The 24,172-nt window shown below is 70.0% G+C and carries 17 protein-coding genes; 8 read left to right on the forward strand and 9 right to left on the reverse strand.

Annotated elements, in window-relative coordinates:
• Positions 1-219 precede the first annotated feature (219 nt).
• On the forward strand, positions 220-1,524 hold the full coding sequence (locus AB0L65_RS54285; protein ID WP_364263982.1) for an ABC transporter substrate-binding protein: 1,305 nt from the start codon (positions 220-222) through the stop codon (positions 1,522-1,524).
• Here AB0L65_RS54285 and AB0L65_RS54290 read toward each other — a convergent pair.
• Positions 1,521-2,363, reverse strand: coding sequence for a hypothetical protein (locus tag AB0L65_RS54290; protein WP_364263985.1), 843 nt, complete (start codon positions 2,361-2,363; stop codon positions 1,521-1,523). The two genes, AB0L65_RS54285 and AB0L65_RS54290, sit on opposite strands and share 4 nt — an antisense overlap.
• A 188-nt stretch (positions 2,364-2,551) precedes the next feature.
• Here AB0L65_RS54290 and AB0L65_RS54295 point away from each other — a divergent pair, with 188 nt between their 5' ends.
• A complete protein-coding gene (locus AB0L65_RS54295; RefSeq protein ID WP_364263988.1) occupies positions 2,552-3,853 on the forward strand; it encodes an ABC transporter substrate-binding protein in 1,302 nt (433 codons plus the stop codon).
• A gap of 54 nt (positions 3,854-3,907) precedes the next feature.
• On the opposite strand, the gene AB0L65_RS54300 is transcribed toward AB0L65_RS54295, so the two are convergent.
• The 6 genes from AB0L65_RS54300 to AB0L65_RS54325 all read right to left on the reverse strand — a co-directional run bounded on the left by AB0L65_RS54300 (position 3,908) and on the right by AB0L65_RS54325 (position 9,118).
• Entirely contained in the window at positions 3,908-4,282 is a 375-nt protein-coding gene (locus AB0L65_RS54300) for a hypothetical protein (RefSeq protein ID WP_364263991.1), read from the reverse strand.
• Positions 4,283-4,369: 87 nt separating this feature from the next.
• Positions 4,370-5,104: an ABC transporter ATP-binding protein gene (locus AB0L65_RS54305; protein WP_350726902.1), complete on the reverse strand. Its 735-nt coding sequence runs from the start codon at positions 5,102-5,104 to the stop codon at positions 4,370-4,372.
• Between the two features lie 53 nt (positions 5,105-5,157).
• Positions 5,158-6,096 (reverse strand): ABC transporter ATP-binding protein, encoded by a 939-nt coding sequence (locus tag AB0L65_RS54310; protein ID WP_364263994.1) that lies wholly within the window; start codon positions 6,094-6,096, stop codon positions 5,158-5,160.
• Entirely contained in the window at positions 6,086-7,084 is a 999-nt protein-coding gene (locus AB0L65_RS54315; RefSeq protein ID WP_355191854.1) for a branched-chain amino acid ABC transporter permease, read from the reverse strand. The genes AB0L65_RS54310 and AB0L65_RS54315 overlap by 11 nt, the downstream gene beginning before the upstream one ends.
• A 16-nt stretch (positions 7,085-7,100) precedes the next feature.
• The gene (locus tag AB0L65_RS54320) at positions 7,101-8,387 is read right to left on the reverse strand and encodes a branched-chain amino acid ABC transporter permease (RefSeq protein ID WP_364263998.1); all 1,287 of its coding nucleotides are present in this window, start codon (positions 8,385-8,387) and stop codon (positions 7,101-7,103) included.
• 386 nt (positions 8,388-8,773) lie between these two features.
• Positions 8,774-9,118: a hotdog fold thioesterase gene (locus AB0L65_RS54325; protein WP_192794325.1), complete on the reverse strand. Its 345-nt coding sequence runs from the start codon at positions 9,116-9,118 to the stop codon at positions 8,774-8,776.
• Between the two features lie 131 nt (positions 9,119-9,249).
• Here AB0L65_RS54325 and polA point away from each other — a divergent pair, with 131 nt between their 5' ends.
• The 5 genes from polA to AB0L65_RS54350 all read left to right on the forward strand — a co-directional run bounded on the left by polA (position 9,250) and on the right by AB0L65_RS54350 (position 17,337).
• Positions 9,250-11,940: a DNA polymerase I gene (polA, locus tag AB0L65_RS54330; protein WP_364264001.1), complete on the forward strand. Its 2,691-nt coding sequence runs from the start codon at positions 9,250-9,252 to the stop codon at positions 11,938-11,940.
• Between the two features lie 56 nt (positions 11,941-11,996).
• A complete protein-coding gene (locus tag AB0L65_RS54335) occupies positions 11,997-13,091 on the forward strand; it encodes a polysaccharide deacetylase family protein (protein ID WP_364264004.1) in 1,095 nt (364 codons plus the stop codon).
• Between the two features lie 192 nt (positions 13,092-13,283).
• Positions 13,284-14,774, forward strand: a complete 1,491-nt coding sequence (rpsA, locus tag AB0L65_RS54340; RefSeq protein ID WP_363963826.1) for a 30S ribosomal protein S1 — start codon at positions 13,284-13,286, stop codon at positions 14,772-14,774.
• A 547-nt stretch (positions 14,775-15,321) separates the two neighbouring features.
• Positions 15,322-16,839, forward strand: coding sequence for an alpha/beta fold hydrolase (locus tag AB0L65_RS54345; RefSeq protein ID WP_364264007.1), 1,518 nt, complete (start codon positions 15,322-15,324; stop codon positions 16,837-16,839).
• A 27-nt stretch (positions 16,840-16,866) separates the two neighbouring features.
• A complete protein-coding gene (locus tag AB0L65_RS54350) occupies positions 16,867-17,337 on the forward strand; it encodes a GNAT family N-acetyltransferase (protein WP_364264098.1) in 471 nt (156 codons plus the stop codon).
• Here AB0L65_RS54350 and AB0L65_RS54355 read toward each other — a convergent pair.
• A complete protein-coding gene (locus AB0L65_RS54355; RefSeq protein ID WP_364264010.1) occupies positions 17,225-17,911 on the reverse strand; it encodes a Clp protease N-terminal domain-containing protein in 687 nt (228 codons plus the stop codon). The genes AB0L65_RS54350 and AB0L65_RS54355 overlap by 113 nt on opposite strands.
• A 32-nt stretch (positions 17,912-17,943) precedes the next feature.
• On the opposite strand from AB0L65_RS54355, the gene coaE reads away from it, so the two are divergent.
• Positions 17,944-18,546: a dephospho-CoA kinase gene (coaE, locus tag AB0L65_RS54360; RefSeq protein WP_364264013.1), complete on the forward strand. Its 603-nt coding sequence runs from the start codon at positions 17,944-17,946 to the stop codon at positions 18,544-18,546.
• 7 nt (positions 18,547-18,553) lie between these two features.
• Here the strand turns inward: coaE and AB0L65_RS54365 are convergent, their stop codons facing one another.
• Positions 18,554-24,121 (reverse strand): TIR domain-containing protein, encoded by a 5,568-nt coding sequence (locus AB0L65_RS54365; RefSeq protein WP_364264016.1) that lies wholly within the window; start codon positions 24,119-24,121, stop codon positions 18,554-18,556.
• Between the last annotated feature and the right edge of the window lie 51 nt (positions 24,122-24,172).

Raw genomic sequence — 24,172 nt, forward strand, 5'->3', positions numbered from 1 at the left:
TCACACCCCAGATCAGGAAATTTCCGGATCTGGGGTGTGTCGTGTCTGACAGGACCGTAACTCACACGAAACACATCATTACCATCAGTGTTTGTGACATTACGAATCCGCATAAAAGCCGCGTAAGAACTCCCCATCACCTGTTCGAACAGGCATGCTGAGCTCGGAAAACCCAGCGAAGGTGATCGTTCCTTCGTTGAGATAGGGGGAGTCTCTTTTATGATCCGCATTGCTCCAACGGGGCGCGTGCTGGCCGTCGCGGCCGCGGCGAGCCTGGCTCTGACGGCCTGTGGCGGTGGCGGCGGCGACACGGCCGCGAAGCAGTCCGAGTCGGCGGCCCCGTCCACGGCGGCCTCCTCGGCGCCCGCGGCGAAGGGCGACGGCACGCTGACCCTCGGCACCGTGCTGCCGCAGACGGGCTCGCTCGCGTTCCTCGGCCCGCCCGAGTTCGCCGGCGTGGACCAGGCCGTCAAGGAGATCAACGAGGCCGGTGGCGTGCTCGGCAAGCCGATCACCAAGGTCCACACGGACTCGGGTGACACGAGCACGAACATCGCCTCGCAGTCGGTGGACAAGCTGCTGGCCCAGAAGGCCGACGCCATCATCGGCGCCGCGTCGTCGTCGGTGTCGGAGTCGATCATCGACAAGATCACGGGTGCGGGCGTGGTGCAGTTCTCGCCGGCCAACACCTCCGACAAGTTCACCACGATCAGCGACAAGGGCCTGTACTTCCGTACGGCGCCGCCGGACAAGCTCCAGGGCCGCGTGCTCGGCGACCTGATCGCCGCCGACGGCAACGACACCATCGGCATCCTGGCCATGCAGGACTCCTACGGCTCCGGCCTGGCCGACCAGGTCACCAAGACCGCCGAGGAGGCCGGCGCCAGCGTCGTGGAGCGGGTCGACTACGACCCGAAGGCGGCCGACTTCTCCGCCGACGTGGCCAAGATCAAGGCGAAGAACCCGAAGGCGATCGTGCTGATCGGCTTCGAGGAGGGCGCCAAGGTCGTGGCCGAGCTGGTCAAGCAGGGCCTGACGACGGACAAGTACAAGTGGTACATGGTGGACGGCAACATGTCGAACACCAACTACCAGAAGATGCCCAAGGGCACGCTCAAGGGCGTCAAGGGCACCATCCCCGGCGCCGAGGCGCCCGAGGAGTTCAGGAAGAAGCTCGTCGAGCTCAGCCCCAAGCTGAGCGACTTCACGTACGCGGCCGAGTCGTACGACGCGGCGAACCTGATCGCCCTCGCCGCCGAGGCGGCCAAGGACGACTCCGGCGCGTCCATCGCCGCCAAGCTGCCCGAGGTGAGCAAGGGCGGCGAGAAGTGCAAGAGCTTCAAGGAGTGCGTCGACCTGCTCAAGGCCGGCAAGGACATCGACTACGACGGCCTCAGCGGCCCGGTCGAGTTCAACGACGCCGGTGACCCGGCGGTGGCCACGATCGGCGTCTACCAGTACGGCGACGACAACAAGTACCCCGGCAAGGCGCTGGAGTACCGTACCGGCAAGATCGAGGGCTAGGAGCCCAAGCCGCACGTCTTCATCGCCCAGGGGATGAGGCGGTCCTGCAGCGGCTTGGGCGGCACCACGATGACCACGCGCTCCTGACCCCCGTCGATGCTGGCCCGCACGGGGAACAGGAAGGCCTTCTTGGCCTCGGCGAACGCGTGGGGGTCGCAGCGGCCGGGGGTGAGCGCGATCGGCACCTCCAGCCGCTGCCGACCGGCGGCCAGCACGCCCAGGGGCCGGTGCTCGGGCGTGACGATGAAGTGGGTGGTCCCGCCCATGTCGGTCACGGTGACGGCGCCGTTCCCGCGCCGGGTGATCACCAGGGTGCCCCGCATGGCCTTGTCGATGTCCTTCCACTCCGGGCCGAACTCGATGTCCGCCGCCTCCTTGATCAGGAACTCCGAGCACTCGTCGCGCAGCAGCCTGGCCAGCAGCGGGTCGGGGTGGGGGACGGTGAAGACCACCTTGCGCGGCGGCTCGGAGCCGGTGCTGACGTGCGCCACGACCGTGGCCGGCTGGACCTCGGGCAGCCCCTGGGGGAGGCAGTTGGCGGGCCCGTACGTGATGCGCAGGTCCGTCCGCTCGGTCTTCTTGAGGGTGGCGTCGGTCCGTTGCGCCGGCAGGGTTTTGAATGACGGCGTGACCAGCTGGACGTCGGCGAAATAGACCGGTGTGTCCGTGGTATTGCGGACGGCCACCTCCAGCGCGTGCACGGGCTCGTCCGAACGCCATTGCGCCAGTGAGACGGATACGCCCGCCGGGGGTGTCGCGGGTGGCGGCGAAGGCCGTTCGGAGGCGGCGCAACCGGCGAGGAGGAGCACCATGGCGAGGGGGACCGTAAAGCGCTTCACTCGATGCAGATTAAGCGCGCTTGCCCAGGTCCGTAAGTTGAGGACTGATTACGACTCCGCATCCAAGTGCCGACAGTTCCCCAGTGCATCTGGTTGGAGCATGCAGCAGTTTTATACGTTTCCTGCATTCGTTCGGGAACGCTCGGCGGTGCTGACCGATCCCGGCCTGGAAATGAAGGAGACACTTCATGATCCGCATTGCTCCCGTGGGGCGGGCGCTGGCTGTCGTGGCTGCCACCAGCCTCGCCCTGACAGCCTGCGGCGGTGGCGGCGGCAACACCGCCACGCAGACGTCAGAGTCTGCCGCCGCGCCGTCGTCGTCGGCGCCCGCCGCGGCGAAGGGCGATGGCACTCTCACCATCGGCACCCTGCTGCCCCAGACCGGTTCGCTGGCCTTCCTCGGCCCGCCCGAGATCGCGGGAGTCGACGCCGCCGTCAAGGAGATCAACGAGGCCGGTGGCGTGCTCGGCAAGCCGATCACCAAGTACGACACCGACTCGGGTGACACCACCACCAACATCGCCTCGCAGTCGGTGGACAAGCTGCTGGCGCAGAAGGCCGACGCCATCATCGGCGCCGCGTCGTCGTCGGTGTCGGAGTCGGTGATCGACAAGATCACCGGTGCGGGTGTGGTGCAGTTCTCGCCGGCGAACACGTCGGACAAGTTCACCACGATCAACGACAAGGGCCTGTACTTCCGTACCTCGCCGCCCGACAAGCTGCAGGGGCGTGTGCTGGGTGACCTCGTGGTGGCCGACGGCAACGACACGGTGGGCATCCTGGCCATGCAGGACTCCTACGGCACGGGTCTGGCCGACCAGGTCCAGAAGACGGTCACCGACGGCGGTGGCGAGGTCGTCGAGCGGGTCGACTACGACCCCAAGGCGGCCGACTTCTCCGCGGACGTGGCCAAGATCAAGGCCAAGAACCCCAAGGGCATCGTGCTGATCGGGTTCGAGGAGACCGCGAAGGTCGTGGCCGAGCTGGTCAAGCAGGGCCTGCCCGCCGACAAGCACAAGTGGTACATGGTGGACGGCAACACGTCCAACACGAACTACGTGAAGATGCCCAAGGGCACGCTCGACGGCGTCAAGGGCACGATCCCGGGTGCCGCGGCCCCCGAGGAGTTCGAGAAGAAGCTCCTGGCCGTCAACCCCAAGCTCCAGGACTTCAGCTACGCCCCCGAGTCCTACGACGCCGCCAACCTGATCGCGCTGGCGGCCGAGGCCGCCAAGAGCGACGCCGGCACGGACATCGCGGCCAAGCTCGCCGAGGTGAGCAAGGGCGGCGAGAAGTGCAAGAGCTTCAAGGAGTGCGTGGACCTGCTGAAGGCCGGCAAGGACATCGACTACGAGGGCGTCAGCGGCCCGGTCGAGTTCAACGAGGCCGGTGACCCGTCCGTGGCCACCATCGGCATCTACCAGTACGGCGCCAACAACAAGTACGCCACCAAGGCACTCGAGTACCGCACCGGCAACATCGCCGGCTAGTACCGCCGCCTCACACGGAAGGGCCCGGCCGCCATGGCCGGGCCCTTCTCGTCGCTACTTGCAGCCCGCCACGATCTGGTCGGCGGCCACGCGGTACTGCTTGAGCAGCGCCACCTGCCGCTCCCGGGGCACGTCGTTCCTGGACAGGCCGGCGGTCGTGGTCTTGATCGTCTGTACGGCGTCCTTCAGCGAGTCGGGCAGCCGGTCGCCGAACTCCAGCGTGATCCCGCGCAGCTCCGCCAGGCGGCCGATCACGGCGTCCTCGAAATATTGCCGGTCCTCCTGACCCTTCGGTTTCAGCATGAGGTTGGCGTACCCGATGGCCGAGACCACGCGGGCGCAGGGGCTGTCGGTGGGATCGCCGCCGGTGCTGTATTTGGACGCGGACGAGGCGTTGCCCTGGCAGCCGACGAGCAGGACGGGAAGCATGAGCGCGACTGTCGCTAAACGTTTCACAACGCACATTAAAGAACGGCGAAGGGGCCCATGGGAGCCCCTTCGCCGTTCTCGATCGTCTTACGCCTTGGCCAGCGTGCCGAGGTACAGCTCGATGACCTTGGGGTCGTTGGCGAGCTGCCGACCGGTGCCGGTGTAGGCGTTGCGGCCCTGGTCGAGGACGTAGCCGCGGTGGCAGATCTGCAGGCAGCGCCGCGCGTTCTGCTCCACCATGATCACCGTCACGCCCGCCTTGTTGATCTGCTGGGCCTGGATGAACACCAGGTCCTGCAGCTTGGGCGACAGGCCCGCCGACGGCTCGTCGAGCAGGAGCACGGACGGCTCGGTCATGAGGGCCCTGGCCATCGCGACCATCTGCCGCTCACCGCCGGACAGGGAGCCGGCGCGCTGCTTGCGCCGCTCCTTGAGCGCGGGGAACAGCTCGGCCACGAACTCGAAGCGCTCCTTGAACTTCCCCGGCACCTGGAAGGCGCCCATCTCGAGGTTCTCCTCGATGGTGAGGCTGGGGAAGACGTTGTTGGTCTGCGGCACGTAGCCGACGCCGCGGGCGACCAGCGAGTGCGCCTTCATGTTCGTGATGTCCTCACCCTTGAGCAGCACGGTGCCGCTGCGGATGGTGACCAGCCCGAACATGGCCTTGAGCAGGGTCGACTTGCCGGCGCCGTTGGGGCCGATGATGCCGATCAGCTCGCCCTCTTTGACGTAGAGGTCGGAGCCGTTGAGGATGTTGACGCCCGGCAGGTAGCCGGCGATCAGCTCGTCGCACCTCAGCACGGCGTCCTCGGCGCCTGCCAGGTGGTCGCCGCGGTCGGTGACGGCCGCCTTCGACTGGGCCGGCTCAGGGACGGTCACTTCTGCGTCTCCTCTTCGATCTCGGCCTCCAGCGCCGCCTCGGCCTCGTGAAGCTGGGCCTCCAGCTCGGTCTCCGAGAGCGGCGCGTCGTGGTGGGCGCCCAGGTAGGCGTCGATCACGCGCTCGTCGGACATGATCGTCGAGGGCGGGCCCTCGGCGATGACCGCACCCTGCGCCATGACGATCACCCAGTCGCTGATGTCGCGGACCATGTCCATGTCGTGCTCCACGAACAGCACCGTCATGCCCTGCTCGCGCAGGTCCTTGACGTGGCCGAGCAGCGACTGCGTCAGCGCCGGGTTGACCCCGGCCATGGGCTCGTCGAGCATGACCAGCTCGGGCTGGACCATGAGCGCGCGGGCCATCTCCAGCAGCTTGCGCTGGCCGCCCGACAGGGATCCGGCGAAGTCGTCGCGCTTGGCGTCGAGCTTGAACCGCTCCAGCAGCTCCTCGGCCCGTACCGTGATCTCGTCCTCCTGGCCGCGCCACAGGCTCGGGATGAGCGCGCGGAAGAAGCTCTCGCCCTTCTGCTGCTGGGCGCCCAGGCGCATGTTCTCCATGACCGTCAGCCGGGACAGCGCCTTGGTGAGCTGGAACGTGCGCACCATGCCGGCGCGCGCCACCTTGTGCGCGGGCACGCCGTTCATGGACTTCCCGTTGAACGTCCACGAGCCGGAGTCGGCCGTGTCGAACCCGGTGAGCTGGTTGAAGAACGTGGTCTTGCCGGCGCCGTTGGGGCCGATCAGCGCGGTGATGGAACCGCGCTGGATCTCGACGTGTCCGACCTCGACCGCGGTCAGGCCGCCGAAGCGGCGCACGACGTTGTCCACCACGAGGATGGGGTCGGGCTTGGGCACGCCGGGATCGCGCGCCAGGTCCTTGAACGCCGCCAGGGCGGCCGCCTTGCGCTCGGTGGTGGTGGTTTCAGCGTGCATCGATTGCTATCTCCCTCTTGTCACCGAAGACGCCCTGTGGCCGGAAGACGAGCAACAGGATGAGGCCAAGACCCACGATGATGTAGCGGAAAGCGCCCACCTGGTTGGTGTCCATGAACGTGATGTACCCGGCGCCGACCGCCTCGGTGAGCACACCGTAGATGAAGACCAGCAGCACCCAGAAGATCATCGAGCCGACGACCGGGCCGAGCACCCGGGCCGCGCCGCCGAGGATGACCATGGTGTAGACGTAGAAGGTCGTCTCGGTGCCGAAGACGTCCGGCTGCACGGAGGCGAAGGCCAGGCCGTAGATGAAGCCGCCGAGCGAGCCGATGACGCCGCCCAGGATGAGCGACTGCATCTTGTACGAGAAGACGCTCTTGCCGAGGCTGCGCACGGCGTCCTCGTCCTCGCGGATGGCCTTGAGCACGCGGCCCCACGGGCTCTTCATGAGCAGGTAGACGATGCCGCAGCAGATGGCGATCAGCGCCCAGCCGACGACCATCACCCACAGGACCCGGTTGTTGAAGAAGATCGGCACCGGGCCGAGGTTGAAGCCGTAGTCCCCCTCGGAGAACGGGTTGAGGGCGTAGAAGCCGTCGGAGAAGCCGCGCTGGCCGTCGGAGCCGCCGAAGACCGACTTGAAGGCCACCGAGCGGAAGACGAGCCTGATGATCTCGGCCGCCGCGATGGTGACGATGGCCAGGTAGTCGGCGCGCAACTGCAGCGTCGGGATGCCCATGAGGATCGCCAGCAGCACGGCGGCGGCGAGGCCGACGATGATGCCGATCCAGAACGGCAGGCCCATGACGGTGACGGTGACCGCCAGGCCGTAGCCGGCCACGCCCATGAACGCGGCCTGGCCGAAGTTGAGCAGGCCCGTGTAACCGAAGTGGATGTTGATGCCGATGGCCGCGAGGGCGTACAGCACCGTGTCCACGCCGATGGCGGACTTGAGCGTGGTGCTGATGATCGTGATCCAGTCCATTCTGATCCTCCCCCGATCAGCCGATCCGCTCGCGGCGGCCCAGGATGCCCTGTGGCCGGACGAGGAGCACGATGATGAGTACGCCCAGCGCGCCGACGCTCTTGAGCTCCGGCGGCACCCACAGGGTGGAGACCTGGATGAACAGGCCCACCACCAAGGAGCCGACCAGCGCGCCGAACGCGGTGCCGAGCCCGCCGAGCGTCACACCGGCGAAGATGAGCAGCAGGATGTCCTGGCCCATGGTGTATTTGAGGCTCTGCGACAGGCCGAGCATGATGCCCGCCAGCGCGGCGATGGCGCCGCCCGTGGTCCAGATGATCCGGATGACCTGGTCGACGTTGATGCCGGACGAGGCCGCGAGCGCGGGGTTGTCGGCCACGGCGCGGGCCGCCTTGCCGGTGCGGGTGCGCATCAGGGCCAGGCCGACGATGATCAGGACCGCGAGCTCGATGCCCATGGCGACGAAGTTCTTGGGTGCGGCCGTGATGGGGCCGACCTGGATGCCGGGCTGGGCCGTGTACTGGGCGAAGGCCTCGTTCTGGCCGCCGAAGAAGATCAGGAACACGTACCGCAGGAACAGCGCCACGCCGATCGAGATGATCATCATGGCGATGGTGCCGGTGCCGCGCCTGCGCAGCTGGCCCCAGAACAGGCGGTCCTGCAGGTAGCCGAGCATGCCGCCGACCACGACCGCGATGATGGCGGCCGGGATGATATGCAGCCCGAAGCCCACGTTGAACGCGTAGGCGAGGATCGCGCCGAGCGTGACCAGCTCGCCGTGGGCGAAGTTGGTCAGGCCGGTCGTGCCGTAGATGAGCGACAGACCGAGCGCGGCCAGGGCGATGATCAGGCCGAGGTTCAGGCCCTCGAAGGTCAGCTGCGCGGCCGTCGTCCAGAACGAGCTCTCGCCGCCGCTCTCCTGCTGCTGCCCGGGAGCGCCCTTGGCCTGGAGGGCGAACAGGACCGTCGAGCAGTTGCCCTCGAAGACGGTCGGCGTGCGGACATTGTTGCCGCCACGCACCTCCGCGTTCTTCGGAAGACTGCTGACATCCAAGGTGACCTTGTACTTACCGGGCTTGTCGACCGGAACGTCCCAAGTGCCTTGTGCGTTGCTCGTGACCTCCTTAACGGGTTGTCCGCTCTCGGTGGTCACGGCGATTTTGGCGCCGTTCACTGGCTGGCCTTGGAGTTTGAGTGTTCCCCTCAGTCCCTGGCAGTCGGCGGGCCCCGCGTGAGCGGGGCTGGCCAGCAGGAAGACGAGTCCACCCAGGAAGGCCGTGAACGCGATCACGGCTCTGCGCAATGGTGCTCCCTCAAGTAGGTCAAGGCGGGGTTGTAACCCCTCCATCTCGACACGCGCGCATCGCAGGCACAACTGGGATGCTGTGGCGGGAGCTTATTCTGGTGACGCCCGGTTCAGTATCGTTCGTCACCAATTAGTGACATGTGTGTGTCGCTGATGTGAGCAAACAACAAGCCAGGTCAGGGGCTAAATCGCCGTAGACGCCTGGCGGCTCGGCGCACGAATCCGTAACGATCGCCGTAAAACGTGGACGAGCCCGCGCGGGCGGCCTTTGGGACCGTGTAGGGCTTCCCCGGCCGCACACGTTTTCTACTGGGCCACCCCGCGGGCTCGCGTTCGGACCACCGTATCGACCTACGGGCGCGGCGCGCAAAGGGACAGGAGTTTCACCTGTCGCGCAACATGCACGTGAGACGAGAGGTGCACACGAGTTTTCCCTGCTCGTCGGTGATCTCGATGCCGTACGTCGCCAGCGTCCGGCCGCCGTGCAGCCTGGTCGCCACGCCCGTGACGTGCCCGGCGGTCGCCGAGCGGTGGTGGGTGGCGTTGATCTCGATGCCCACGGCGATGCGCTCCGGACCCGCGTGGATGGCGGCAGCCACCGAGCCCAACGTCTCGGCCAGCACCGCCGAGGCCCCGCCGTGCAGCAGGCCGTAGGGCTGGGTGTTGCCCGCGACCGGCATGCGGCCCACGACCCGCTCGGGGCCGGCCTCGAGGAACTCGATGCCCATGCGGTCGGCCAGCGTGCCCTCGTGCAGGGCGCCGAGCACCGAGAAGTCCAAGGGGTTGGTCTGCGTCAAAGGGACGTCTCCACTCTTCCGAGCTCAGGTTTTCTGTCGCAGACGCAGACTAGGCTGCGTGTGTGCCGAAGAGTGAAGTGACCCCCAGCCGCCCGCGCCTGTTGCTGCTTGACGGGCATTCCCTGGCCTACCGCGCTTTCTACGCGCTCAAGGACGCCAACCTGATGACCACCGATGGTCAGCACACCGAGGCGGTCTACGGGTTCACCTCGATGCTGACCAACGTCCTGCGCGACGAGCAGCCGACCCACGTGGCGGTGGCCTTCGACAGGTCGGAGCCGACGTTCCGCCACGAGGCCTACTCCGAGTACAAGGCCAACCGGAGCGAGACGCCGGAGGACTTCCGCGGTCAGATGCAGCTCATCTACGAGCTGCTCGACATCCTGCGCATCCCACACCTGTCCAAGGCGGGCTTCGAGGCCGACGACCTCATCGCCACGCTCGCCACCCGCGCGGCCAGGGAGGGCATGGACGTGCTGATCGTCACCGGCGACCGCGACGCGCTGCAGCTGGTCAACGAGCACGTCACCGTCCTGATGACCCGGCGCGGCATCAGCGACATGACCAGGTTCACCCCCGATGCCGTGGTCGAGAAGTACGGCCTGACGCCGGAGCAATATCCCGACTTCGCCGCCCTGCGCGGCGACCCCAGCGACAACCTCCTGAGCATCCCGAGCGTGGGCGAGAAGACCGCCGCCAAGTGGGTGCGCGAGTTCGGCTCGCTGACCGCGCTGGTCGACCGGGTCGACGAGGTCAAGGGCAAGGTCGGCGACAAGCTGCGCGAGCACGTCGCCCAGGTGCTGATGAACCGGCGCCTCACCGAGCTGCTGCGCGACGTCTCGCTCGACGTCGACCTCGGCGACCTCACACAGGGCGTGTGGGACCGCGAGGAGATCAACAAGCTGTTCGACTCCCTGCAGATCCGCGGCGAGCTGCGCGAGCGCGTCTTCAAGGTGCTCGGCAGCGGCGAGCAGGAGCCCGAGCAGGGCTTCGAGGTCGAGACCGTGCTGCTCGGCCCCGACCGGGTGGCCGGCTGGCTGTCGGCGATGCCCGCGGGCCGGGCCGGGCTGGCCTTCAAGGGCGCCTACGGCAGCGGCACCGGCCGCATCGACGCCATCGCCGTCGCCTCGCCCGACGGCACCGCCGCCCACATCGACCCCGTCAAGCTCACCGAGGCCGACGAGGCGGCCCTGCGGGCCTGGCTGGGCGACGAGAGCCGCCCCAAGGCCGTCCACGACGCCAAGGGGCCCATCCTGGCGCTCTGGGCGCAGGGCATGGACCTGCGCGGCCTGAGCTGCGACACCGCGCTGGCGGCCTACCTGGCGATGCCGGGGCAGCGCACGTTCGCGCTCGAGGACCTCGCCAGGCGCTACCTCCACCGCGACCTGCGGGCCGAGGAGGAGTCCACCGGGCAGGCCGCGCTGTTCGGCGACGACGAGGACGCTCCGGCCAAGGACCTCGCGCTGCGCGCCCACGCCGTGCGCGAGCTGGCCGACTCCCTGGAGACCTTCCTGGCCGGGCGCGGCGGCACCCAGCTCCTGGCCGACGTCGAGCTGCCCCTGCTGACCGTGCTGGCCGAGCTGGAGCGGGCGGGCATCGCCGTCGACGGCCAGTACTTCACGGGCCTGGAGGCCGAGTTCGGGGCCGCGGTCAAGCACGCCGTGGAGGAGGCCCACCGCTCCGTCGGCGAGCAGTTCAACCTGGGCTCGCCCAAGCAACTGCAGGAGATCCTCTTCGTCCGGCTCAACCTCCCCAAGACGAAGAAGATCAAGACCGGCTACAGCACCGACGCCGACCAGCTCGCCTGGCTGGCCACGCAGACCGAGCACGAGCTGCCGACGATCATGCTGCGCCACCGCGACCAGCAGAAGCTGCGCACCACCGTCGAGGGCCTGATCAAGGAGATCTCCGACGACGGGCGCATCCACACCACGTTCAACCAGATCATCGCCGCCACCGGCCGCCTGTCCTCCGAGAAGCCCAACCTGCAGAACATCCCGATCCGCACCGCCGAGGGCCGCCGGATCCGGCAGGGCTTCGTGGTCGGCGAGGGCTACGAGACGCTGCTGACGGCCGACTACAGCCAGATCGAGCTGCGCATCATGGCCCACCTGTCGGGCGACGAGTCGCTGATCGCGGCGTTCGAGTCGGGCCACGACTTCCACCAGGCCACCGCCGCGCGCGTGTTCAACCTGCCGCCCGAGCAGATCGACGGCGAGCTGCGGGCCCGCATCAAGGCCATGAACTACGGCCTGGCCTACGGCCTGTCCGACTTCGGGCTGTCCGGCCAGCTCAACATCCCGGTCGCGGAGGCGCGGGCGCTGAAGGAGGAATACTTCACCGAGTTCGGCGGCGTGCGCGACTTCCTGCAGGCCATCGTCCAGCAGGCGCGCACCGACGGCTACACCGAGACGATCATGGGTCGCCGCCGCTACCTGCCCGACCTCACCAGCGACAACCGCCAGCGCCGCGAGATGGCCGAGCGGATGGCGCTCAACGCCCCCATCCAGGGCTCGGCCGCCGACATCATCAAGGTCGCCATGCTCAACGTCCACCAGGCCGTCCGCGAGGAGAAGCTGGCCTCCAGGATGCTGCTGCAGGTCCACGACGAGCTGGTCTTCGAGGTCGCGCCAGGGGAGCTGGAGCGGCTCGAGCGGCTCGTGCGCGACCAGATGAACGCCGCCTACCACCTGCGCGTCCCGCTGGAGGTCTCCGTGGGCGTCGGGCGTACGTGGGAGGACGCCGGGCACTGACTGATCATCTTTTTCGACTAACCTGGAGGAAATTTCACTAGGCGGCCAGGAGCTCTGTGCGGATTTCAGCGTCCCTCACGCGGGTCATCGGCATCGCCAACGTGGTGGTGGTAACGGTGGCCGTCGTCGGCCTGAGCCTCTTACCGTCCGAGCAGCGCCCGCACGCCGAGCCGAAAGACGTGGCCAAGGTTCAGGGCAGCGTCGCACCGCCGAGCCAGACGCCGGTGGGCGAGCCGCCCGGGGTCGTGGCCACACCCGAGTTCGCCCGGCAGGTGCACGCCAACGAGGCCGGGCTGGTGCCGGTCCTGATGTACCACCGGATCCTCCGCAAGCGGCTGGCCTCGATCGACAGGACGCCCGACCAGCTCAGGAAAGAGCTGGAGAAGCTGGCCAAGCAGGGCTACGTGCCGATCACCGCCAGAGACTTCGTCACCGGCGACATCAAGGTGCCGGCGGGGAAGTTCCCGGTCGTTCTGACGTTCGACGACGGGCACCCGAGCCACTTCGCGCTCGACGCGAACGGCAACCCCAAGGCCGGCACGGCCGTGGCCGTCCTCCAGGAGGTGGCCGGGAAATACCCGGGGTTCCGGCCGGTCGCCACCTTCTGGATCAACAGGGAGCCGTTCGGGCTGACCGACCGGGAGTCCCAGGCGGTCGCCGTCAAGTGGCTGGTCGACCACGGGTACGAGGTGGCCAACCACACCTGGAACCACCCCAACCTGCGCGTGATGCGCAAGAAGAAGGTCCGCGAGCAGATCGTCCGGCTCGAACGCCTGCTCAAGAAGCTCGGCGTGCCGGAGTCGCGGACGATGGCCCTGCCGTTCGGGTCGATGCCCCGGCCGAAGAAGCTCGCCCGTACCGGGTCCTGGGACGGCACCCGGTATGATTTCGCCGGCGTGTTCCTCGCCGGTGCGGAGCCGTCGCTTTCGCCTTACGCGAAAAAATTCGACCGGGGAGCCATCCAGCGCATCCAGAGCAACGGCAAGAAGGGCGAGTGCCGCAAGTGGTGCTCGCAGTACTGGCTGGAATGGCTGAACAAGCACCCCGGCGAGCGCTATGTCTCCGACGGCGACCCGGCCCGCATCTCCATACCGGAGAAACTGCGAGGTAAAATCGACGCCAAGCGCGGACCGCAGGTCAACGCGTATTGATTGCTCCCCGGATTGACCCCGTGGCGATGGTCTCATATGCTGATCGCTGCGCTGTGGGCTCGCGCGCGCCTCAGACGGAGCGGGCTCGCGCTCGGTCACGTCGATGTCGTAATTCCTCGGCTTGATGCGGAAGAGGGCCTGCCGCGCATCCGCCACATCGACATCCTGTCCGCGTTCGGAGCAATTCCACACATGACGTCCAGCACTGAGGCCACCTCGAGCACCCCGCAGGTAGCGGTCAACGACATCGGGTCCGAGGAAGCCTTCCTCGCGGCGATCGACGAGACCATCAAGTACTTCAACGACGGCGACATCGTCGAGGGCACCGTCGTCAAGGTCGATCGAGACGAGGTTCTTCTCGATATCGGCTACAAGACCGAGGGTGTCATCCCCTCGCGCGAGCTTTCCATCAAGCACGATGTCGACCCAGCTGACGTCGTGGAAGTTGGAGAGCACGTCGAAGCCCTGGTCCTCCAGAAGGAGGACAAAGAGGGCCGCCTGATCCTGTCCAAGAAGCGCGCGCAGTACGAGCGCGCCTGGGGCACGATCGAGAAGATCAAGGACGAGGACGGCATCGTCACCGGCACCGTCATCGAGGTCGTCAAGGGTGGTCTCATCCTCGACATCGGCCTGCGGGGCTTCCTGCCGGCGTCCCTCGTGGAGATGCGCCGCGTCCGCGACCTGCAGCCGTACGTCGGCCGCGAGCTCGAGGCCAAGATCATCGAGCTCGACAAGAACCGCAACAACGTGGTTCTGTCGCGCCGCGCCTGGCTCGAGCAGACGCAGTCCGAGGTTCGCCAGACGTTCCTCAACACCCTCCAGAAGGGTCAGGTCCGCAAGGGCGTCGTCTCCTCGATCGTCAACTTCGGCGCCTTCGTCGACCTCGGTGGGGTCGACGGTCTGGTCCACGTGTCCGAGCTGTCCTGGAAGCACATCGACCACCCCTCCGAGGTTGTCGAGGTCGGCCAGGAGGTCACGGTCGAGGTCCTCGACGTCGACATGGAGCGCGAGCGCGTCTCCCTGTCGCTCAAGGCGACCCAGGAAGACCCGTGGCAGCAGTTCGCCCGCACCCACCAGATCGGCCAGGTCGTGCCGGGCCGCGTCACCAAGCTGGTGCCGTTCGGCGCGTTCGTCCGGGTCGAGGAGGGCATCGAGGGCCTGGTCCACATCTCCGAGCTGGCCGAGCGCCACGTGGAGATCCCGGAGCAGGTCGTCCAGGTCGGCGACGAGATCTTTGTCAAGATCATCGACATCGACCTCGACCGTCGTCGCATCAGCCTCTCGCTGAAGCAGGCCAACGAGGGCGTCGGGACCGAGGTCGAGTTCGACCCGACCCTGTACGGCATGGCGGCCACGTACGACGACCAGGGCAACTACATCTACCCCGAGGGCTTCGACCCGGAGACCGGGGAGTGGCTCGAGGGCTTCGACAAGCAGCGTGAGGAGTGGGAGCGGCAGTACGCCGAGGCCCAGACGCGTTTCGAGGCTCACCGGAAGCAGATCGAGGAGGCCCGCAAGGCCGAGGCGGAGGCCGGCGAGGCCGCTCCCTCGTCCTACAGCGGCGAGACGCAGGCTCCGGCCGGCGGCTCCTCCTCCTCGTCGTCGGCTCCGGCCAGCGGCGCGCTCGCCTCGGACGAGGCGCTCGCGGCTCTGCGCGAGAAGCTGGCGGGCGGCCAGAGCTGACCTTCGGGTCCGGCTGAGGCACAGCCTTAACTCCGGAAGGCCCCGTACCGTTCGCGGTGCGGGGCCTTCCGCACGCTCGGCTGCTCTTGCGTCCGCCTTCCGTGTGCCCGGCTGTCCGTGCGCTCGGCCGCCGGGGACCGGGGCGGGAGGCGCTGGGCATCTGGGCACTGGGCGAGAAACGCCGTGGGTGCCACTATGCGCGTCGCGGCACCCGGGGCGGTGGATGACACCGGGGCCACGGCGCTCCGCTCGCACCGTGCCACAGAGGCCCGCACGGAGGCGTCGCAGCCGCGCCGTTGGTGTGCGGCGGCGGAAGGCGGGCGCGTGGTGCGGTGCGGTGCCGTCGGCCCGGCAGCGTCATGGGTGAGGCTCGTGGGGGTGCGGCGGGTGTGGCGTGGGGGGTTCGGGCGAGGCGTTGAGGGGTCGCAGATTTTACCTTGGGTGTTGGCGAGCCCGCCGCCCGCGGCGATCGGCGCTGACAGACTGACCTGCGCTGTTGACACCACGATCGATTCCCAGGGGCGACGCATTGGGCATGGTTCAGCGGGTGATCATCCTTGCCGCAGCCGCGCTGGCGGCCGCGGCCGCCGCTTCGCCGGCGGTGAAGGGCGCGGCCGTTCCCCAGTGGCAGGACTGCGGCGACGGGTTGCAGTGCGCCAAGCTGTCCGTGCCCGTCGACTGGGCCAGGCCGCACGGTCCCCGTACCGAGATCGACCTGGCGAGGATGCCCGCGCAGGACCCGCAGCACAGCCGCGGCTTCCTGGTGGTGAACACCGGATCGGCCTCCACCGTCCAGGCCGTGCGCGCCCGGCCGGAGGGGGTGAGCGAGCTGACCAGGTGGTTCGACGTGGTGCTGGTCGAGCCGCGCGGGCTCGGCGATCGGGGGAGCGCGGCCGCCGTTCAGTGCGCGGTGGCGCAGCCCGACCCGCTGCGCCTCGTCCTCGCCTCGGGACGGGCCGGGTGGCGCGCCTACGCCCGCGACAACGCCGCCTACGACAGGAGCTGCCGCGCCGCCGCCGGACCCGCCTACGACGGGCTCACGTCCTGGCAGGTCGCCCACGACCTCGACGCCCTGCGCGCCGAGCTGGGGGAGCCCCGGCTGCGGTACTTCGGCTCCTCCTACGGGGCCGTGTACGGGCAGGCGTACATGGAGCTGTTCCCGCACCGGACCGGGCGGATGTACCTCGAAGGCGGGCCCGACCACACCGAGCCCGACCTGGCGCAGCGGCTGGCCGACCAGGCACGGGGGGCCGAGCGGCAGCTGTTCTCCTTCCGCGACTGGTGCCGCAGGCACCTGGGGTGCCCGCTCGGCGACGCCGACACCGACGCCGTGGAGGTCTACGACGCCCTGACCCGCCGCACGCCCCTGCACGCGGGCCCCGGGCGTACGGTGAGCTCCCGGCGCCTCGCGGCGGCCGTCCACGCCGGGCTGGCCCCGGGGCGCTGGCCGGAGCTGGCCCGGGCCATGTCCGAGGCCAGGGAGGGCGACGCGACCAGGCTGGCGGCGATGGCCTCCGAGGCGACCAGGCGGGCCTCCGAGGCGACCAAGCAGACCTCTGAGGCGGCCAAGCAGGCGTCCGAGGCGGCCAAGCCGGACAAGGTGAGCGCGCCGGCGGCGCCCGCGACCGTGTCGGGAGCCATGTGGTGCCACGACTTCATGCCCGCCGTGCCCGCCTACCAGCGCTTCCTCGCGATGGAGACGCGCCTGCGCGAGGTGGCGCCGCGCGTGGGATGGGTGAGCGGCCGCTACGAGATCGCGCGATGCCTCGGCATGCCGCGCAAGGGCGCCCCGACCTGGCCCCCGAACGTGCCGGCCCCGCGTCACGGCCCCACGGTCCTGGTCGGGATCGGCCGGCTGGACACCGGCGCCCGGCCCGTGGGGCACATCCCCGGGGCGGTCGTGCTGTCGCACGGCGACGGGCCCGACGCGTACCTGCTCCAGGGGGTCGGCAGGCTCCGCGCCACCTGCCTGCGCACGCACGTGCACGACTACCTCGTCAACGGGACGCTGCCGCAGGAGGACACCGAGTGCCCCGGCGAGCTCACGGCGGGCATGTATCCGTGAGGAGCGGACGGTAGGGTGCTGCGCGTGCTGATCGAACGGGCGACCACGGCGGACGCGGGCGAGATCCTCACCCTGCAGCGGGCGGCCTACGTGAGCGAGGCCCAGCTGTACGGCGACCCGTACATCCCGCCGCTCATCGAGTCGCTGGAGCAGGTCCGCAAGGTCATCGAGGGCGCCGTCGTGCTCAAGGCGCTCGACGCCGGCCGCGTGATCGGGGCGGTGCGCGGGCAGGTGTCCGGCACGACCTGCCTGGTCGGCCGCCTGGTCGTGGCGCCCGACCACCAGGGCCGGGGCATCGGCACGGCGCTGCTGACGGCCCTGCACGAGGCGGTGCCGGAGGCGGAGGCGTTCGACCTGTTCACGGGGCACCTGTCAGGGGCCAACCTCAAGCTCTACCGCCGTCTGGGCTACCGGGAGACAAGCCGGGAGCGGATGGACGATCATCTGACGCTGATCCATCTGCGTATGCGGCCAGATCGATCCCTTCCTCAGCCGTGATCATGACGCGGCCCAGGTCGTCGTCCACCCAGTTCCATCCCCAGCGCCACTCCGAGCCCGCCGGATGGTCGGCGTTGAGCCGGTCGAGCACGCCCTGGAGGGCGGCGGCGGGCACGATGACCTGGTGGCGGCCCCGCCACGGCACGTGCACGGGCGGGTCGACCGGCGGCGTCCCGACCCCGTGCGCGCGCAGCGCCTCGGCCACCGCCGCCGGGTCCACCCCGAACAGGTGCAGCGGCGTCGGCCCCCGGTCCTCCTCGACGTCATAGGCCAGGGCCATGAGCCAGTCCGCCGGCTCCGCCTGCCGGCGGCCCGCGGCCAGCGCCAGGCCGGTCGCGATGCCGTACAGCTTGTAGAAGGCGGGGTTGGCGAAGCCGCCCGCCCCGTGCGCGGGCCTGGCGTGGTGTGGCAGGCATTCGAGCGCGTGCGCGCGGTCCAGCCCCGCCTCGGCCAATACCCGCGCGGCCAGGGACTCGCCGGCCAGCAGGGCGAGCACGACGTGTTGCGGCCCCACCCAGTCGTCCCCGACGGCCGCGGCCTGCTCGTGCGCGGCCCGTACGATCGTCGTCTTCATGTCTACGATGATGACCCCGTAGGCTTTTTCCCGTGTTGAAGACTGGGCTCACAGGCGGTATCGGATCGGGCAAGAGCGAGGTGTCGAAGCGGCTCGCGGCCAAGGGCGCCGTCGTGATCGACGCCGACAGGATCGCCCGCGAGGTGGTCGAGCCGGACACGCCGGGGCTGGCCAGGGTGGTGGCCGCGTTCGGGGAGGGCGTGCTGCGCCCCGACGGCTCGCTCGACAGGGAGAAGCTCGGCTCCATCGTCTTCGCCGACCCCGAGCGGCTCGCCACGCTCAACGCGATCGTCCACCCGCTGGTGGGGGAGCGGGTGGCGGAGCTGCAGAGCCGGGCGGCCGACGACGCGATCACCGTCTACGACGTGCCGCTGCTGGCGGAGAACCACCTGGCTCCCATGTACGACGTGGTCATCGTCGTCGACGCGGCCGACGAGACCCGCATCCGGCGCCTGGCCGAGCATCGGGGCATGCCGGAGGCCGACGCCAAGTCCCGCATCGCCGCCCAGGCCTCCCGCGAGGCCCGGCTGGCGGTGGCCGACATCGTGATCCCCAACGAGGGCTCGCTGGCCGAGCTGGACGCCCGGGTGGACGAGGTCTGGGAGGAGCTGAAGAGGCGCGCCGGCCGCGGCTGACCCGTGCTCAGAAGGGCGAGTCGAGCGGCACCTGCCGCACGCCCGGCAGGTAGGGGTCCAGCTCACCCAGCTCGAACCGGGACATCCCGATCACGTGCCAGAACTGCCCCGCCGGCTCGCCATGGACCTTGTAGCGCCCGTCGGGCGCCAGCGCCGCCCACCCCTCGGCCAGCCCGAGCAGGGTGGCCCGCCGCTCGCCGCCCTCCCAGAGGATCACCACGCCGTCGTCGCCCGCGGTGGCCAGCAGGTCGGCGACCGGGCTGAAGGCCACCGACCACACCCGGCGGGCGTGCCCGGCCAGCGTGTGCCGCGGCCGCCCGGTCGCGGTGTCCCAGACCCGCACCACCAGGTCGTCGCCGCCCGTGGCCAGGCGCTCGCCCGTCGCGTCGAACGCCAGGCTCCACAGCCGCCCCTCGTGCCAGAGCTCGTGCACCAGCCGCGGCTGCCACGGCTGTCCCGGGCGCAGCTCCCACACCATGGCCCGGCCGTCGTTGCCGGCGCTGGCCAGGTGGCGGCCGTCGGGGGAGAAGACCACCGAGTAGACCCGGTCGGTGTGGCCCTTGAGCGTGGCGACCCGGCCGCCGGAGGCCACGTGCCACAGGCGCACGAGCCGGTCGTCGCAGCCCGTGGCCACGTACTCGCCGTCAGGGCTGAACGCGATCGAGCGCACCCGCCCGCGGTGGTCGGCCAGGTGGCCCGCCAGCCGTCCGGTCGGGCGGTACCAGATCTTGACGCTGTCGTCGTCGTTGGCCGTGGCCAGCAGGAGGCCGTCGGGGCTGAACGCCTCGGCCCAGACGTGGTCGGTCTCGGCGCTCAGCTCGCGCTCGTAGTCGCCGGTGACGGCGTTCCAGAAGTGCACGCCGCCGTCGTTGCTGGAGGTGGCCAGCACGGGCCCGGCGGGGGAGAACAGGGCCGAGATGAGCCGGTCGGCCGTGCCGGTGAACTCCCGCAGCCGCCGTCCCGTACGCGGCTCCCACACGCGTACGACGCCGTCGTTGCCGCTGGTCGCCAGCATCGAGCCGTCGGCGCTGAACCTGACGGACGAGATCCGCCGCCCGTGGCCGCGCAGCACCCGCTGGCACTTGCCCGAGCCCGGGTCCCACAGGCGCACGGTGCCGTCGTTGCTGCTGGTGGCGATCTGCTGGCCGTCGGGCCGGAACGCGAACGGCCAGACCGAGCTCCGGTGGCCCGTCAACTCGACCCGCTGGCCGCCGCCGACCGGCTGGAGCCGGAGCACGCCGCCCGAGTCGCCGCTGGCCAGCGCCTGCCCGTCGGGGCTGAAGGTCACCTGGTAGACGGCCGCCGCGTGCGTGGTGTGCACGCCACGGGACTCGCCCGAGGGCTCCCACAGGCGTACGGCGCCGGCCGTGTCGCCGGTGGCCAGCAGCGAGCCGTCCGGCGAGAACGCCACACAGTAGATGCTGCCCGCGTGCCCGCCCAGCACGTGCAGCGGCCGCCACGTGGCGGTGTCCCACAGCCTGACGGTGCCCGCCTCGTCGCCGGTGGCCAGCAGGCGGCGGTCCGGGCTGTGCACGGCGCGGTAGACGCTGCCGCGATGGCCGTCGAGCGTCTCCCTCACCTGCCCGGACGTCAGGTCCCAGACGCGTACGACACCGGCCGCGTCGCCCGTCACCAGCACCGAGTGGCCGAACGACGCCGTGTAGATCGGCGCCTGGTGCCCTTCGAGCGCGTGCGCGAGCCGCCCGGTGGCCGTCTCCCACACGCGTACGATGCCGTCGCCGCCCCCGGCCGCCACCAGGTCGCCGGCCGGGCTGAGGCGTACCGGCCAGACGCCGTCGGCGTGGCCCTTGAGCGCGTGCAGGCACTCGCCGGTGAGGGAGTCCCAGAGCAGGACGGCTCCGTCGCTCGCGCCCGTGGCCAGCAGGTCGCGGGCGCGGGCGAACGTGACCGCGTAGACGCGGCCCCGGTGCCCCTGCAGCGTGCGCACGGGGGCGCCGCCGACGCAGAGCAGCACGCCGCCGTCCTCGTTGCCGATCGCGATCGTGGAGCCGTCGGGGCTGTAGGCGATGGGCTCGGGCAGGCGGCTGGTCTGGAAGTGGTAGCCGTACGGGACGCCGATGCCGGCCGGGGCGAACTCGACCTCCACCGGCTGGCCCGGCACCACCGCCGCGCCGGGCAGGTGGGGCAGCGTGCCGGTCACGTTGATCAGCGAGGCCCGGTGCCAGCGGGCGCCCTCGACCGCCGCGTCGCTCAGGTCCACCCGCGCCAGCCGCGCCCCCGACAGGTCGGCGCCGGTCAGGTCGGCCCCGGTCAGCGTGGCGCCGTCGAGCCGCGCCCCGGTCAGCCTGGCCTCGCGCAGGGTGGCCCGGGACAGGTTGGTGCCCGCCAGGGTGGCCTCGGACAGGTCGGCGCCGGTGAGGTCGACGTCGCTCAGGTCCCTGGCCGACAGGTCCTCGCCCTTGAGGTTCGCGCCGCGCAGGTCGGCCCGGGCCGGGGTGCGCAGCCTGGCCGAGATCTTGACCGCGTTCGCCCGGGACACGTCGTCGCCCGGCGGGTCGGCCGCCCACGCGTGCAGCGCCCGTACGTCGGCCAGGTCGCACAGGAACTCCACGGTCAGCGCCGACAGCGGCCGGCGCGACAGCAGCGCGAAGTTGTCGAGGGCGATGTGGCGGGCGATCAGCCACTCCATCACGGACGCGTGGATGAACCCGAACATCCCGTCCTCGGTCCGCACCAGCAGGCTGCCCGACCCCATCCGGTACGCCGCGTGCGCCGCCGACAGCTGCCCGTCGGACAGATCCGTCAGCGTCTCGCCGATCTCGGTCAGCTCGTCCACGCCCAGCAGCGACTCTCCGGTGTCCCACAGCCGCATCGCCAGCGCCGTCACCGCCTGCCACAGCTCATCGACGGTCAACGCCGTGACCGAGCCGGGGATCCTGGCCCGCCGCTCCTCGAAGGCCAGCCAGGAGCTGAGGATCTCGTCGTACAGCAGCGCGGGGCTGATCGTGTGGCGGGCGCCCGCCACCGTACGCAGCCGGTCGGCGTCGAGGTCGGCGATGAAGGTCAGCATGCGCGGGTTCTGGGCCAGCGCCAGCAGGTCCTTGATCTCGCCCATCAGCGACATGCGCGCGCCGGCCTCGTCGCCGTCGTCGAAGCGGTTGGCCAGGTAGGAGCGGATCTGGTCGTGCGTGAAGTCCTCCACGCTGAGCACTCGCCGCTGCGGCAGCACCCCCACCATCTCGCCGAGCGAGGTCAGCACCTGGCTGTGCGACTTGAAGTGCTGTGTACGGCTGGCGACCACGATCTTGGCCTTGTCCTCGGCCGCCGCCAGCAGCGTGGCCAGGTGATCGGCCGCCCGGTCGAACGTCAGCCGGGTCACCAGCTCGTCGAACCCGTCGAACAGCAGCACGATGCGCCCCTGCCTGAGCAGGTAGCGGAACGCCTTGAGGTCGATGAACTCCTCGCCGTGCCCGGCCAGATGGGCCGCCACCAGCGCGTCCACGGAGTGCGCCTTGTCCAGGGCGCGCAGCTCGATCAGGATCGGCGTCAGGTGCGGCAGCTCGACCGGGATGCGCCGGGCCAGCTCCCGCAGCGCGAACGTCTTGCCGTGGCCGAAGTCGCCGAGCAGCAGCAGGAACCGGCCGTGGTCGGTGGCCAGCAGCCGCATCAGCTCGTCGGTCAGGCCGTGCTTGACCTGGCCGCCCTGGCGGTCGAGCTCGCGGTAGCGCTGCGGCACGTACAGGTCGGGCGGGTAGCGGCGGTCGGCCGTCAGCCTGGCCGTCTGCTCGGCGACGTAGCCGGTCAGGTCGAGCAACCCCTGGAACTCGGTGAAGGTGCGCAGCCGCACCCCCTTGCGCATCAGGTCGTCGCGGACCGCCCGGGAGGCGGGCGGGCCCTGGTAGACCAGTTCGGCGGCCAGACCGGTGGCGTGCGCCTGGCGGACGAAGCCGTCGGCGGTGCTCTCGGTCAGCTCGCCGACGTGCGCGCCGATCATCGTCTGGCGGACGAAACCGTCCTCCGGGTGGGTGACCACGAGGTGCGCGTCGAACCGGCGGATCCTGGCCCGCTCGTGCCTGGCCTCGCAGACCTCGGCGATCCGGTCGAGCAGCAGCTCGACCGGGCTTGGCGCGCGCTCGTCCGGCTTGGGCGCGGGCGGCTCGGGGGCCGGGCTCTCGCCGGTGAAGGTGGCCCGCACGGCCTTCCACCGGTACGGGACCGGCTCCGGCTCGCCCGCGTCGGGCAGCCAGATCCGCAGGCCGTCAGCGGTGATCTCGACCACCTGGTGCCGCCCGGAGCGCGGCGCGGCGATCACTCCCTCGGCCCGGTGGGCGGACCCGCCGTGGAAGAGCAGGTTGAGCCGGTGGGTCAGCAGCCGCTCGAACGTGGGCGCGTCCCGCAGCTCGCCCGGCGGATGCCCGATCGCGCCCAGCCGCAGCCACGCGCCCTCCTCGTACGGCCGCAGCCGCTCGGCGAACCAGGCCGCCTGCGCCTCCCCGAGCTGCGCGTACGCGTCGCGTTCGAGGTGGCTCATCGCCATCGTCGAGTTGAGCCCCGCCACGACCACCTTCAGATCGGGCACCTCGAACAGCGTCCACGGCTGCCCGCCGTCGAACACCCGGTCGTCCAGCCCCTGGTACACCTCGCCGAACAGCCCGGCGAAGTGCCGCCACTTGGGCCAGTAGGGCGGCTGCGGGCTCACGTCGTCGGCCTCGCAGGTCATGAAGTACGCGCTGGCGGCGGCCTTGGTCACGTCACGCGGCCCGGGCAGCAGGATCAGCCGGTGCTGCTCCAGCCCGATCAGCAGCCGCAGGTCGGTCACGAACCGTGTCGCCTGCCCGAACTGCCCCAGGCTGCCCGACTCCGTCAGGTCGCCCGTGACCAGCATGAGGTCGGGACGCGGCATGCCCCGGTCGTACATGGCGGTCAGGTCCGCCCAGATGCGCGCCTGCATGTCCTCGGGAGTGAACGGCTCGCCCGGATCGGGCAATGCCCGGCCGAACCTGGGGCCGCCGATGTGCAGCACGCTGATCGACTCGCGCGCCCGGTCGGCGCTCACCGCCGGGGGGAACTTCGGCGCCGCCACCGGCGTCCGCCGGGCCCTGGCCCGATCGCCCGGCGGCGGCAGCGTCGGGACGGGCACCGGCACCCGGGAGCCGTCGGGGAACGCGGGCGCCGCCGCCGGCTTGGCCCGGCCCGCCATCGCCTCCCGCACCCGGCCCAGCAGCAGCGCCCTGGCCTGCCCGGGGTCGGTGACGCCCAGCAGGTCGACCCAGGTGATCGTGGACAGCAGGCCCTCGAGCTGGACGTCCTCCAGCCTGATCGTGACGAGCTTGTTGGAGGGGTTGTCGGGGTCGGCCCGCAGCGCGGCCTGCCACTCCATCCGGCCGTAGCGGGAGGTCAGGTAGTTGCGCGAGAGCACGGCCACGACCACCTGCGCTTCGCTGACCCCGCGGTCCATGAAGTCGATGAAGTTGGTGCCCGGTACGAAGTCCCACTCCTGGATCATGGTCTTGTAGCCGGCCGCCTCGAGCTCCCAGGCTATCCAGGTGGCCCACGCCGTGTCGGCCGGGGAGTAGCTGACGAAGATCTCGGTCGGCCTGCCGTCACGCGCCATGAGCTCAGTATCCCCTGTGGGGCCGCAGGTTTTCAGCGTGTGGGATCATCT

The organism is Nonomuraea sp. NPDC052116 (assembly GCF_040680035.1).
Taxonomy (GTDB): domain Bacteria; phylum Actinomycetota; class Actinomycetes; order Streptosporangiales; family Streptosporangiaceae; genus Nonomuraea; species Nonomuraea angiospora_A.